15 protein-coding genes are annotated in these 12256 nt (G+C 70.3%); 3 read left to right on the plus strand and 12 right to left on the minus strand.

Annotated elements, in window-relative coordinates; genetic code table 11:
* The coding region (locus VBO01S_RS28350) for a winged helix-turn-helix domain-containing protein (protein WP_169805097.1) at positions 1-357 on the plus strand (357 nt) is incomplete at its 5' end.
* A complete protein-coding gene (locus tag VBO01S_RS28355; protein WP_062481675.1) occupies positions 350-2464 on the plus strand; it encodes a PAS domain S-box protein in 2115 nt (704 codons plus the stop codon). The genes VBO01S_RS28350 and VBO01S_RS28355, both read left to right, overlap by 8 nt.
* Here VBO01S_RS28355 and VBO01S_RS28360 read toward each other — a convergent pair.
* Positions 2458-3216 carry a Crp/Fnr family transcriptional regulator gene (locus tag VBO01S_RS28360; RefSeq protein WP_062481678.1) on the minus strand — a complete coding sequence of 253 codons (759 nt, stop codon included), beginning with the start codon at positions 3214-3216 and terminating at the stop codon, positions 2458-2460. The two genes, VBO01S_RS28355 and VBO01S_RS28360, sit on opposite strands and share 7 nt — an antisense overlap.
* A 226-nt stretch (positions 3217-3442) precedes the next feature.
* Here VBO01S_RS28360 and VBO01S_RS28365 point away from each other — a divergent pair, with 226 nt between their 5' ends.
* Positions 3443-3925 (plus strand): Rossmann-fold NAD(P)-binding domain-containing protein, encoded by a 483-nt coding sequence (locus VBO01S_RS28365; protein WP_223301389.1) that lies wholly within the window; start codon positions 3443-3445, stop codon positions 3923-3925.
* 12 nt (positions 3926-3937) lie between these two features.
* On the opposite strand, the gene VBO01S_RS28370 is transcribed toward VBO01S_RS28365, so the two are convergent.
* From VBO01S_RS28370 to VBO01S_RS28420, 11 genes are all read right to left on the minus strand, one after another.
* On the minus strand, positions 3938-4639 hold the full coding sequence (locus tag VBO01S_RS28370) for a sulfite exporter TauE/SafE family protein (protein ID WP_062481683.1): 702 nt from the start codon (positions 4637-4639) through the stop codon (positions 3938-3940).
* Between the two features lie 4 nt (positions 4640-4643).
* A complete protein-coding gene (gene hemN, locus VBO01S_RS28375; RefSeq protein WP_062481685.1) occupies positions 4644-6050 on the minus strand; it encodes an oxygen-independent coproporphyrinogen III oxidase in 1407 nt (468 codons plus the stop codon).
* Positions 6047-6289, minus strand: a complete 243-nt coding sequence (locus tag VBO01S_RS28380) for a hypothetical protein (RefSeq protein WP_062481687.1) — start codon at positions 6287-6289, stop codon at positions 6047-6049. The genes hemN and VBO01S_RS28380 overlap by 4 nt, the downstream gene beginning before the upstream one ends.
* Positions 6286-6576 carry a FixH family protein gene (locus tag VBO01S_RS28385; protein WP_062481689.1) on the minus strand — a complete coding sequence of 97 codons (291 nt, stop codon included), beginning with the start codon at positions 6574-6576 and terminating at the stop codon, positions 6286-6288. The genes VBO01S_RS28380 and VBO01S_RS28385 overlap by 4 nt, the downstream gene beginning before the upstream one ends.
* A gap of 11 nt (positions 6577-6587) precedes the next feature.
* Positions 6588-8015 (minus strand): cytochrome c oxidase accessory protein CcoG, encoded by a 1428-nt coding sequence (ccoG, locus tag VBO01S_RS28390; RefSeq protein ID WP_062481691.1) that lies wholly within the window; start codon positions 8013-8015, stop codon positions 6588-6590.
* Positions 8012-8926, minus strand: a complete 915-nt coding sequence (gene ccoP / locus VBO01S_RS28395; RefSeq protein WP_062481694.1) for a cytochrome-c oxidase, cbb3-type subunit III — start codon at positions 8924-8926, stop codon at positions 8012-8014. The genes ccoG and ccoP overlap by 4 nt, the downstream gene beginning before the upstream one ends.
* A 13-nt stretch (positions 8927-8939) precedes the next feature.
* Positions 8940-9080: a cbb3-type cytochrome oxidase subunit 3 gene (locus VBO01S_RS28400; RefSeq protein WP_062481697.1), complete on the minus strand. Its 141-nt coding sequence runs from the start codon at positions 9078-9080 to the stop codon at positions 8940-8942.
* 23 nt (positions 9081-9103) lie between these two features.
* Positions 9104-9748 carry a cytochrome-c oxidase, cbb3-type subunit II gene (gene ccoO, locus VBO01S_RS28405; RefSeq protein WP_062481700.1) on the minus strand — a complete coding sequence of 215 codons (645 nt, stop codon included), beginning with the start codon at positions 9746-9748 and terminating at the stop codon, positions 9104-9106.
* Between the two features lie 18 nt (positions 9749-9766).
* Positions 9767-11209, minus strand: a complete 1443-nt coding sequence (gene ccoN / locus VBO01S_RS28410; RefSeq protein ID WP_062481703.1) for a cytochrome-c oxidase, cbb3-type subunit I — start codon at positions 11207-11209, stop codon at positions 9767-9769.
* A gap of 87 nt (positions 11210-11296) precedes the next feature.
* Positions 11297-11434 (minus strand): cbb3-type cytochrome oxidase assembly protein CcoS, encoded by a 138-nt coding sequence (gene ccoS / locus VBO01S_RS28415; protein ID WP_062481719.1) that lies wholly within the window; start codon positions 11432-11434, stop codon positions 11297-11299.
* 1 nt (position 11435) lies between these two features.
* On the minus strand, positions 11436-12256 hold an 821-nt coding region (locus VBO01S_RS28420), incomplete at its 5' end, for an HAD-IC family P-type ATPase (RefSeq protein ID WP_157627481.1).

Below are 12256 nucleotides of genomic sequence, written 5' to 3' on the forward strand. Positions count from 1 at the left end.
CCCGACGCGTCGGCGGCGGCCGCCGCGCCCACGCCGCCCGAGCGCCTGCGCTTCGCGGGCTGGCGCCTGGACACCGCCGCGCGCAGCCTCAGCAACGCGCAGGGCGAGGCCGTGGCGCTGACCACGGGCGAGTTCGACCTGCTGTGCGCCTTCGCGCGGCACCCGGGCCGCGTGCTCTCACGCGACTTCCTGCTCGAGCAGACCCGCGGTCGCGAAGCCGCCCCTTTCGACCGCACGATCGACGTGCAGGTCGGCCGGCTGCGCAAGAAGATCGAGGCCAACGCCGACGATCCGCAGCTCATCAAGTCGGTGCGCGGCGCGGGCTACATCCTGGTGCCGCCGGTCACCCATGGCTGACGGCAACGCCCCCTCGATTCCCGGCCTGCCCTCGGGCGTCGAGGAAGGCAGCGTGTTCCGCTCGCTGTTCGCTGCCTACCCCGATTCACTGCTGGTGGTGGACCAGTCGGGCCGCATCGTGCTGGCCAACCCCTCGGCCGCCGCCATGCTCGGCTACGCGGCCGACGAGCTCGTGGGCCTGAGCGTGGAAGCGCTGGTGCCCGACAGCATCCGCCCGCGTCACGCCGCATTCCGCGAGGCTTACGGCCGCGCGCCGCGTCCGCGCCCGATGGGCACCGACATGGAACTCGTCGCCAAGCGCAAGGACGGCAGCGAGGTGATGGTCGAGATCGCGCTGAGCCCGCTGCAGAACCAGGGCCTGCCCTTCGTGGTGGCCGCGATCCGCGACATCGGCGCCTACCCGCGCGTGAAGCAGGCACTGCAGCGCGCGCGCTACAGCGAACACCTGGCGCAGCTGGGCCGGCTGGCGGTCGACACGCGCGACCTGCAGGTGGTGCTGGCGCAGGTGCCCGACATCGTCGCGACCGCATTGCAGGTCGAGGTGGCGATGGTGTGGCTGCTCGACGGCAGCCAGCGCGAGTTCCGCCTGGCCAGCGGCGTGGGCCTGGTCGCCGACGAGAGCGTGGGCCTGCGCATCGCCAACCGGCCCGACACGCAACCCGGCTACGTGCTCTCGCAGGGCTGCCCCGTCGTCGTGACCGACTACCGCGAGGAGCGCCGCTTCACCGTGCCGCCCGCCTACCTCGAGGCCGGGCTGGTCAGCGCGCTGGCCGTGCCGCTGTCCGACCGGGGCCGCGTGACCGGCATGCTGTCGGTGCGCGCCACCGCCGCGCGGCGCTTCGGCGACGAAGAGATCCGCTTTCTCGAATCGGTGGCGAGCCTGCTGGCCACCAGCCTGCAGCGCGTGCAGACCGAAGAGGCGCTGAACCACGCGCAGCGCCTGGAGAGCGTGGGCCAGCTCACCGGCGGCATCGCGCACGACTTCAACAACCTGCTGACCATCATCCAGGGCAACCTGCAGGTGCTCGAGGAGCTGCCGCAGCTCGCGGCCGACGGCTATGCGCAGCAACTGGTGGCCGCCGCCGCGCGCGCCAGCCGGCGCGGCGCCGAACTCACGGGCAAGCTGCTGGCCTTCTCGCGGCGCCAGATGCTGCAGCCCGACGCGGTCGACGTGCGGCAGATGCTGCACTCGCTCACCGACATGCTGCGCCGCACGCTCGACCAGCGCATCCAGATCGAGATCGACGCCGACGACCCCTGCCCCGCCGTGCGCGCCGACCCGGGCCAGCTCGAATCGGCGCTGCTGAACATCGCCATCAACGCGCGCGACGCCATGCCCGAGGGCGGGCGCCTGCACTTTCGCGCCGAGGCCTGCGACGCCCTGCCCGCCACCGTGCGCCAGGAACTGAGCGACGCCGATGCCGGCCGCCGCTTCGTCGCGCTCTCCATCGCCGACAGCGGCACCGGCATGACCGACGCGGTGATGGAGCACCTCTTCGAGCCCTTTTTCACCACCAAGGAAGCCGGGCGCGGCACCGGCCTGGGCCTGAGCACGGTGTACGGCTTCGTGAAGCAGTCGCGCGGCGCCATCGCCATCGACAGCAAGCTCAACGCCGGCACCACCGTGACGCTCTACCTGCCGCAGGTCGAGGCCGATGCGGCAAGCGCTGCGACACCTGCCGACGAAGAGCCCATGGAGATCGAAGCCGAGGCCACGCTGGCCCCGGGCCTGCGCGTGATGCTGGTCGAAGACGACGCCGAGGTGCGCCAGGTGGTCCACACCTTCCTCACCACGCTGGGCTGCGAGGTCGCGACCGCTGCCAATGCGGAGCAAGCCCTGCCCGCCATGGCCGCCGAGGCCACGCCCTTCGACCTGCTGCTGAGCGACATCGCGCTCGGGCCGGGCATGCGCGGCACGCGGCTGGCCGCCGAGGCGGTGCAACGCCAACCGCGGCTGGCGGTGCTGCTGATGTCGGGGTTCTCGGCCGAGCTGCTCGACGCCGACCGCGAAGCGCCCCCGGGCTGGGAGCTGCTGCGCAAGCCCTATTCACGCAGTGAGCTCGCGCGCGCGATGGCGCGGGCGCTGCTCAACGTCGCTTCTTACTGAAGCATCGCCGGCGCCGGCGCCAGGCAGCGCTGCACGAAGGCCGAGAGCGCGCCCACGTCGGGAATCTGCACCTCGCGCCGGCCCTTGGTGGCGAAGCCGATGACCTTGTCGCGCGCCAGCCGCGAGAGTGCGCGGCTCACGCTTTCGAGCGTCATGCCCAGGTAGTTGCCGATTTCGGCGCGCGTCATGCGCAGCGTGATCTCGTCGGTGCGCATGCCGCGGTCGGCCAGCGACTCGGCCCAGTAGCGCAGGAAGTCGGCCACGCGCGCGTCGGCCGGCAAGGTGCACACCGACATCAGCGAATCGCGGTCGTGCGCGATCTCGCGGCTCATCGCGGCGTGCAGCATCTGCAGCAGCGCGGGGTGCGTGGTGCACGCTGCCAGCAGCGATTCGTAAGGAACGACCCAGACCTCGCCCGTGTCCATCGCCACCGCGTCGCACACGTAGCGCTGGCCCGCGATGCCGTCGAAGCCCAGCCAGTCGCCGCGGAACTTCAGGCCCACCACCTGCTCGCGGCCGTCGGCCGAGAGATTCACGATCTTGAAGAAGCCCGAGTTCAGGATGTAGAGGTTGCCGAAGCGTTCGCCGGCCTGGTAGATCACGTCGCCCGTGTGCACCATGCGGCGCTGCGGTTGCAGCTGCTCGGCCAGCAGGCGCAGGCGCTCGGCCGTGCGGCGGCCCGCGTCTTCCTTGTGCACCGTCGGAAGGGGCCGAAGCGGGAGGATGGGGTTGGGGCGGGCACTCGTGAGCATGGGGATTCCTCGGCGTTCTGTCTGTCTTGTGTGGCGTTGCCTGCGATCAGGCGATGTCTCGATGCTAGGAAGCGCGAGGCCCCGCAGTGACAACGGCCCGCATCGGTGCGTAACGTCGGGCGAATGCTCTGTGTCCGGCGTGTAACAGCGGGGCGCTCCTTGATGTGCGTCAAGGCCGGCGCGGCGTGGGTGGCTAGCCTCCGCGAGACACATGTCGAACCTTGCCATGCACCCTTCCACCGCCGCGTTGTCGCCCCAGAGAGAGGCCAGCCTGCTGGGCCGCGCCCGGCTGCTCCAGCGCGCCGCGCTCGACGGCGCGGCGCCGCCGCGGCTGCTGCGCGGCAAGAACCTCGGCCTGCTCAGCGAGACCGGCGACAGCGCCGCGCTCGCCCTGTTGCGCCAGGCCGCCGAGGAACTGGGCGCGCAGGTCGCGACCATGCGTTCCAGCCTGTCGACCGACACGCCGGTGCAGGAGCTGCAGCACACGGCGCGCATGCTCGGACGGCTCTACGACGCCGTCGCCTGCGAGGGCATCGACGCGGCGCTGGTGCGCCAGATCGGCCAGCACGCGGGCATTCCGGTGCACGACGGCGCCGCGGCCGACAGCCACCCCACGGCCGCGCTCGCGGGCCTGCTCGGCGAGCGCACGGCGGCGGCGGACAACCGGCGGTTCGTGCTGCAGGCGTTGCTGATCGAAAGCATCGCCTGACGAGATAGCGCGTCAGCCGCACCAGTCGGCGATGCGGTGGCTCAGGTCCATCCACAGCGCCTGCAGCGCCACCGCTGCCAACAGCACACCGGCCAGCCGCGCACCCCAGGCCTGGCGCGTGCCGCTGTCGCCCCACCCGCGCAAGCGCTGCCACAGCCACGGCGCAGCGAGCAGCGACACGCTGCTGCCGAGCGCAAACAGCGCCATCGTCGAGGCGCCCTGCAGCGGGCCATTGCCCAGCGCGGCCAGCATCAGCGCCGAATAGAGCAGGCCGCAGGGCATCGCGACCCACAACGTGCCCGTGGCGAGCACGCCCAGCAGCGAGCCGCCGGCCATGGGCCGCAGACGCGCTTCGAGGGCGCGCCCGGCGCGCTGCGCCCACAGCGGCTGGCGGCCCGCGATGGCGAGCACCACGCCCCAGGCGAGCACGAACACATGCAGCATCACCCACAGCGGGCGCCAGGCCGCGACCTGCGCGCTGGCCGCGCCCAAACCGTGCAGGCTCGCGGCGGCGATGGCGCCGGCGGCGGCGTAGCTCGCCATGCGGCCGAGATGGAAGGCGACCGGTGCGACGGGATGCACCGCCTGCGCGGGCCCGCCCGCCGGCACGATGCGGATCACCGCGGACGACACCGCGCCGCACATCGCCACGCAGTGCGGCCCGCCGGCGAGCCCCATCAGCAATGCGGCGCCAGCGAGTGCGGGTGAGTCCATCTTCCTAAACCACGCGCGAGAAGCGCGTGCGCGTCGCGGCGCAGTAGCGGTCGAACACCATCGCCACCGCACGCACGAGGAACCAGCCGGCCTCCGTGACCTCGATGGTGCGCGGCGACAGGCGCACCAGCCCTTGCTCGGCCATCGGTGCCAGCGCGGCGCGCTCGGGGGCGAAATAGTCCGCGAAGGCGATGCCGTGCGCGGCTTCGACCGCGTCGAAGTCCACGCGGCCCCGGCACATCAGCGCCATGATGACCTCGCGACGCAGCACATCGTCGTCCGACAGCGCGAGCCCCTTGACCACGGGCAGGCGGCCCTGGTCGAGCAGCGCGTAATAGTCTTCCAGCGTCTTCGCGTTCTGGCTGTAGGTCGCACCCACGCGGCCGATGGCCGACACGCCGAGCGCGACGAGGTCGCCGTCGGGCTGCGTGCTGTAGCCCTGGAAGTCGCGGTGCAGCCGGCCCTCGCGCTTGGCCACGGCCAGCGGGTCGTCGGGCAGCGCGAAGTGGTCCATGCCGATGTAGACGTAGCCGGCCTCGGTGAGCGCCGCGATCGCGCGCCCGAGCATGCGCACGCGCGTGGGCGCGTCGGGCAGCTCGTCGGCCGCGATGCGCCGCTGCGGCTTGAAGCGCTCCGGCAGGTGGGCGTAGGCATACAGCGCGATGCGGTCGGGCCGCAGTTCGCGGATCTGCGCGAGGGTGCGCTCGAACGAGGCATCGTTCTGGCGCGGCAGGCCGTAGATCAGGTCGACGTTGATCGATTTGAAACCCAGTGCGCGCGCCGTGTCCATCAGCGCGAAGACCTGCGCCGCCGGCTGGATGCGGTGCACGGCCTGCTGCACGGCGGGGTCGAAGTCCTGCACGCCGAAGCTCAGGCGGTTGAAGCCGAGCGCGGCCAGCGCCGCGAGCCGCTGTGCATCGACGGTGCGCGGATCGATCTCGATCGACTGCTCGCCGCCCGGCACGAAGGCGAACGCGCGGCGCAGCAGGGTCACCAGTTCGCCCAGTTCCTCATCGTCGAGAAAGGTCGGCGTGCCGCCGCCCAGGTGCAGCTGGCCGACCGGCGCACCGGGCCCGAGCTGCGCGACCTGCAGCGCCACTTCGCGCGCGAGGTAGTCGAGGTATTGCCGTCCGCGCTCGCGGTGCTTGGTCACGACCTTGTTGCAGGCGCAGTAGTAGCACAGCGATTCGCAGAACGGGATGTGCACGTACAGCGACAGCGGCTCGCCGGCCGTGTCCGCATCGCGCCGCAGGTGCAGCGCCTGCGCGTAGTCCTCCGCGCCGAAGGTCTCGACGAAGCGATCGGCCGTGGGGTACGAGGTGTAGCGCGGGCCGGGCACGTCGAAGCGGCGCAGCAGCTCGACGGGCAGCACGGACGGGGTCTCGGGAGCGCAGGCCAGGGGCAGGCTCATGACGCAGTCTCTTTCTCGGACGGCAGCGCCAGCAGCGTGGTGCACGCGCTCGAGGCCGCCGCCATCAGCCAGAACACGAAGAAGGACACGGTGTAGATGCCCTGGCGCGACATGCGCAGTGCGTCGGCGCCGCAGTACGAATGGATCGGATCGATCATCGCGAACACCAACACCTCCATGCCGCAGGCCACGAGAAACGACGGCCACAGGATGCCGGCGATGCGGCGCATGGCACTCATGGGGCCGCCCTCTTGGGCACCGGCACATCGTCCTCGGGCGTCGCCGCGTGGTTGCGCCCGGCCTGCGCCGGCATGCGCTTCTTGTCGGCCAGCGTGCGGTTGATCTCGATGCCTTCGCGGTAGTAGTCCTCCGACACCAGCACCTCGGGCGTGCGCAGCGCCAGCCACACGGTCGCGATGCTCGCGAGCACCACGGCGGCGGGCCCCGCGATCACCAGCCAGACCAGCGGGTAGCGCCACCAGGGGCCTGAGGTTGTGGGCGCATTCATCGGCAGGGCATCGTTCATGGGAAGACCTTTCAGCGCGGCACCAGGAAGACCGCTTTTTCGGAAACCTGCGCCGCGCCATCCACCTGCCGGATGTCGAAGTGCACCGTGTGCGAACCGGCCGGCGCGGCGCCATAAGGCACCTGCAGCCGCACCGCGACCCAGCGCGCCTGCGCGGGCTCGACCTCGATGGCCTCGTCGGGCGACGCCACGCTCAACCCGTCGATGCCGCGCGCGGCGATGCGGTAGTGCTGCGTGCGCTCGGTCGCATTCATGATCTGCAGCCGGTAGACGTTCTCCAGCCGCCCGCCTTCGACGATGCGCGCCAGCGAGGCGCGGTCGCGCACCACGTCGACCTTCAGCGGCGTGCGCACGACCAGGCTGGCGAGCAGGCCCGCCACCAGCAGCGCGAGCAATGCGGTGTAGACCAGCACGCGCGGGCGCAGCACGCGGCGCCAGAGCTGGCGGCGCGACCAGCCGGCTTCCATGCCGTTCTGCGTGTCGTAGCGGATCAGGCGCGGCGCGTAGCCCATCTTGTCCATCACGCTGTCGCAGGCGTCCACGCACAGGCCGCAGCCGATGCACTCGTACTGCAGGCCCTGGCGGATGTCGATGCCGGTGGGGCACACCTGCACGCACAGGCTGCAGTCGATGCAGTCGCCCAAGGCGGCGCTGCGCGGGTCGACGTTCTTGCGGCGCGGCGCGCGCGGCTCGCCGCGCCGCGGGTCGTAGCTGACGATGAGCGTGTCGCGGTCGAACATCGCGCTCTGGAAGCGCGCGTAGGGGCACATGTACTTGCACACCTGCTCGCGCATGAAGCCGGCGTTGCCGTAGGTGGCAAAGCCGTAGAAGAACACCCAGAACACTTCCCACGAGCCCATCTGCGTCTGCAGGAAGGCCATGCCCAGCTCGCGGATGGGCGTGAAGTAGCCCACGAAGGTGAAGCCGGTCCACAGCGCGATGCCGATCCAGACGAGGTGCTTGAAGGCCTTCTTCACCAGCTTCTCGAGCGAGAACGCGCCGGCATCGAGCCGGATGCGCGCGCTGCGGTTGCCTTCGATGCGCTGCTCCACCCACAGGAACATCTCGGTGTAGACGGTCTGCGGGCAGGCATAGCCGCACCACAGGCGGCCGGCCACGGCCGTGAAGAGAAAGAGGGAAAGCGCGCTGATCACCAGCAGGCCCGACAGGTAGATCAGGTCCTGCGGGTACAGCACCAGGCCGAAGATGTAGAAGCGCCGCGCGGCCAGGTCGAACAGCACCATCTGCCGCTCGCCCCATTCCACCCAGGGCATGCCGTAGAACACCAGCTGCGTGAGAAAGACCATGGCCCAGCGCCAGCGCGCGAACAGGCCCTGCACGCTGCGCGGGTAGATCTTCTTCGTCGCCTCGTACAGGCCGACCTCCGGCGCGGCGGCGGGCGGCGCACTGACGATCGGGATGACCGTCTTTCGCGTCATGGCGTCCCGGTCGCAGGGTTGGACATGCCCCACACGTAGGAGGCCAGCAGCTTGATCTGCGCCTCGGTCAGGCGGCCTTCCTGCGCGGGCATGGCGCTGTGCTTGCCCTCGTTGATGATCTGCACGATGGCGGCCTCGCCGTAGCCGTGCAGCCAGATGCGGTCGTTCAGGCGCGGGGCGCCCAGCGCCGGGTTGCCCACGCCGCCAATGCCGTGGCAGGCCGCGCAGGCGGCGAACTTGGGCTTGCCCAGGCCCGCGCGCAGCGAGTCGTGCGGCTCGCCCGAGAGGCTCAGCACGTAGTTGGCGACGTTCTTCACGTCGTCGGGCGTGCCGACCATCGCGGCGGCCGGCGGCATCACGCCGATGCGGCCCTTGGTGATCGACTCGACGATCTTGTCGGGCGTGCCGCCGTGCAGCCAGTCGGCATCGGTGAGGTTGGGAAAGCCCTTGCTGCCGCGCGCGTCGGAGCCGTGGCACTGCGCGCAGTTGTTCATGAACAGGCGCTCGCCGATGGCACGGGCCTGCGGGTCGCGCGCGACCTCCTCCAGGGGCATGGGCGCGTAGCGCGCGTACACCGGCGCCAGCGCCTGCGTGGCCTTGGCCACGTCCTGCTGGTACTCGGCGCGCGAGCTCCAGTCGTTCGTGCCGCGGAAGCTGCCCAGGCCCGGGAACACGGCCAGGTAGCCCAGCGAGAAGACGATGGTCAGCACGAACAGGCCCACCCACCACAGCGGCAGCGGGTTGTTGGCTTCGCGCAGGTCTTCGTCCCAGACGTGGCCGGTGGTGTTGTCGGCGTCGGAGGGCACGCGCTTGCGCGCCGTGAGCCACAGGAGCAGCACGCAGCCCAGGATGCTCAGCAGCGAGGCCACGGCCACGTAGCTGGACCAGAAGTTACCAATGAAGTCGCTCATCGTGGGGCTCCCTTCAGTCCTGCTCGAACGGCAACCGGGCCGCTTCGGCGAAGCGCTGCGTGTTGCGGCGCGAACAGGCCCAGGCCACGATGCCGATGAAGACGACGAAGCAGGCGATGGTGGCGGCGATGCGCAGGGTGGTGATGTCGGTCATGGGGCGTTGCCTGTTCTTTCTTCTTACTTGAGCGCCAGGCCCAGCGACTGCAGGTAGGCCACGGTGGCGTCCATGTCGGTCTTGCCGGCGACCTCGTCGGCGGCCTTGGCAATCTCTTCGTCGGTGTAGGGCACGCCCACCGTGCGCAGCGCGCGCATGCGGGTGGCGATGCTGCCGGCGTCGACCAACCCCTTCTCCAGCCACGGGTAGGCCGGCATGTTCGACTCGGGCACGAGGTCGCGCGGGTTGTTCAGGTGGATGCGGTGCCACTCGTCGCTGTACTTGCCGCCCACGCGGTGCAGGTCGGGGCCGGTGCGCTTGCTGCCCCACTGGAAGGGGTGGTCGTACACGAACTCGCCGGCCACCGAGTAGTGGCCGTAGCGCAGCGTCTCCGAGCGGAAGGGGCGGATCATCTGCGAGTGGCAGTTGTAGCAACCCTCGCGCAGGTACACGTCGCGGCCGGCCAGCTGCAGCGGCGTGAGCGGCTTCACGCCCTCCACGGCCTCGGTGGTCGACTTCTGGAAGAACAGCGGCACGATCTCCACGAGGCCGCCGATGGCCACCACCAGCAGGATCAGCACGATCATCAGCAGGTTGTTGGTCTCGACCTTCTCGTGCGTGAAGCCGGTGGCGGCGGGCGCGGAGTTCTGGTTGTCAGGTGCGTTCATCGTGCGTCCTCAATGGCTTCAGGCGTGGGCGGCGGCAACGGCCGGGATCTCGGCGCGCACCGAGCGCCCGGTGATCACGGTCATCCAGACGTTCCAGGCCATGACCAGCATGCCGCCCAGGTAGAGCACGCCGCCGATCACGCGCACCAGGTAGTAGGGGAAGGTGGCCTTCACGCTTTCGACGAAGGTGTAGGTCAGCGTGCCGTCGGTGTTGATCTCGCGCCACATGAGGCCCTGCATCACGCCGGCGATCCACATCGCGGCGATGTACAGCACGATGCCGATGGTGGCCATCCAGAAGTGCACGTCGATGGCGCGCACGCTGTACATGGCGAGGCGGCCGTACATGCGCGGGATCAGGTAGTACAGCGACCCCATGGTGATGAAGCCCACCCAGCCCAGCGCGCCGGAGTGCACGTGGCCCACGGTCCAGTCGGTGTAGTGGCTCAGGGCGTTGACGGTCTTGATGGACATCAGCGGGCCCTCGAAGGTCGACATGCCGTAGAACGACAGCGCGACGATCAGAAAGCGCAGGATCGGGTCGGTGCGCAGCTTGTGCCAGGCGCCCGAGAGCGTCATCACGCCGTTGATCATGCCGCCCCAGCTGGGCGCCAGCAGGATCAGCGAGAACACCATGCCCAGCGACTGCGTCCAGTCGGGCAGCGCGGTGTAGTGCAGGTGGTGCGGGCCGGCCCACATGTAGGTGAAGATCAGCGCCCAGAAGTGCACGATCGACAGCCGGTACGAGTACACCGGGCGCCCCGCCTGCTTGGGGATGTAGTAGTACATCATTCCCAGGAAGCCGGCCGTGAGGAAGAAGCCCACGGCGTTGTGGCCGTACCACCACTGCACCATCGCGTCCTGCACGCCGGCGTAGGCCGAGTAGCTCTTCATCCAGCCCGCCGGAATGGCCGCGCTGTTGACGATGTGCAGCAGCGCCACCGCGATGATGAAGGCGCCGTAGAACCAGTTGGCCACGTAGATGTGGCGCACCTTGCGCAGCCCGATGGTGCCGAAGAACACGATGGCGTAGGCCACCCAGACCACGGCGATCAGGATGTCGATGGGCCATTCGAGCTCGGCGTATTCCTTGCCGCTGGTGTAGCCCAGCGGCAGGCTGATGGCGGCGGCGACGATCACCAGCTGCCAGCCCCAGAACACGAACGAGGCCAGCGCCGGCGCGAACAGCCGCACCTGGCAGGTGCGCTGCACGACGTGAAAGCTCGTGGCCATGAGCGCGCAGCCGCCGAAGGCGAAGATCACCGCGTTGGTGTGCAGCGGACGCAGGCGGCCGTAGCTGAGCCAGGGAATGCCGAGGTTGAGTTCGGGCCAGGTCAGCTGCGAGGCGATGATCACGCCGACCAGCATGCCGACCACCCCCCAGACCACCGACATGAGTGCGAACTGCCGCACGACGGTGTCGTCGTAGATGGCCGCGGGAGGGTGCGTGGTCTGCTGCATCGTGGTGCCCGTGAATGTGATTTGCGGGCAGTGTCTGCCCGCGTCGCCCGGGCAGGCTTGATGCAGATCAAGCCATCAATCGCTGTGTCAGTCGTTGTTCAGGATGCGGTCGCCTTCGACCTCGATGTCCTCGAACTGGCCGCGCTCGATGGCCCACCAAAGGCCCCCGAGGATCGCCAGAACGAGCACCACCGACAGCGGCACGAGCAGGAACAGCACGTCCATCTCAGGCCACCACCGCGTTCCCCGGCGCGGCCAGGCGCGCCGCGTTGAGCACCACCAGCAGCGAGCTCGCCGCCATGCCCAGTCCCGCAAGCCACGGCGGCAGCCAGCCGGCCACGGCCAGCGGCACGCACACGGCGTTGTAGGCCGCGGCCCAGAACAGGTTCTGGCGCACCACGCGCAGCGTGCGGCGCGCCTGCGCCACGGCGGCGGGAATGGCCTGCAGCGCATCGCCGAGCACCACGAAGTCGGCACGCGCACGCGACAGCGGCACGGCGTGGCCGAAGGCGAACGAGGCGTTGGCGCGCGCCAGGCTGGGGCCGTCGTTCAGGCCGTCGCCGACCATCGCCACCTCGCGCCCGGCCGCCTGCAATTGCCACAGCACCTCGAGCTTGTCTTCGGGGGCGCAATCGCCCTGCACCGCCGCGATGCCGGCCTGCGCGCCGATGGCGCGCGCCGCGTTCTCGCGGTCGCCCGAGAGCAGGCGCACCGACAAGCCCTGCGCCTGCAGCGCCGCCATGGCCTGCGTGGCGTCGGGGCGCAGCTCCTCGGCGAGCACGAAGCTGGCGAGCCAGCCCTCGTCGTCGCTCAGGTGGATCTGCGCCGCATCGACCTGCAGCGGCGGCACCTCGCAGAAGGCCGCCGAGCCCAGGCGCACGGGGCACGCGCCGTGGTCGTCCACGGCATCGCGCCGGTGCAGCGAGGCCGCCACGCCCTGCCCCACCGTCTCGCGCAGCTGCGTCGCCGACCAGGCCGGCGGCGCGCGGAACTGCGCCTGCCAGGCATTGACGAGCGCGCGCGCCGCCGGATGCAGCGACAGCGCCG

It is taken from the genome of Variovorax boronicumulans NBRC 103145 (assembly GCF_001591345.1).
Taxonomy (GTDB): domain Bacteria; phylum Pseudomonadota; class Gammaproteobacteria; order Burkholderiales; family Burkholderiaceae_C; genus Variovorax; species Variovorax boronicumulans.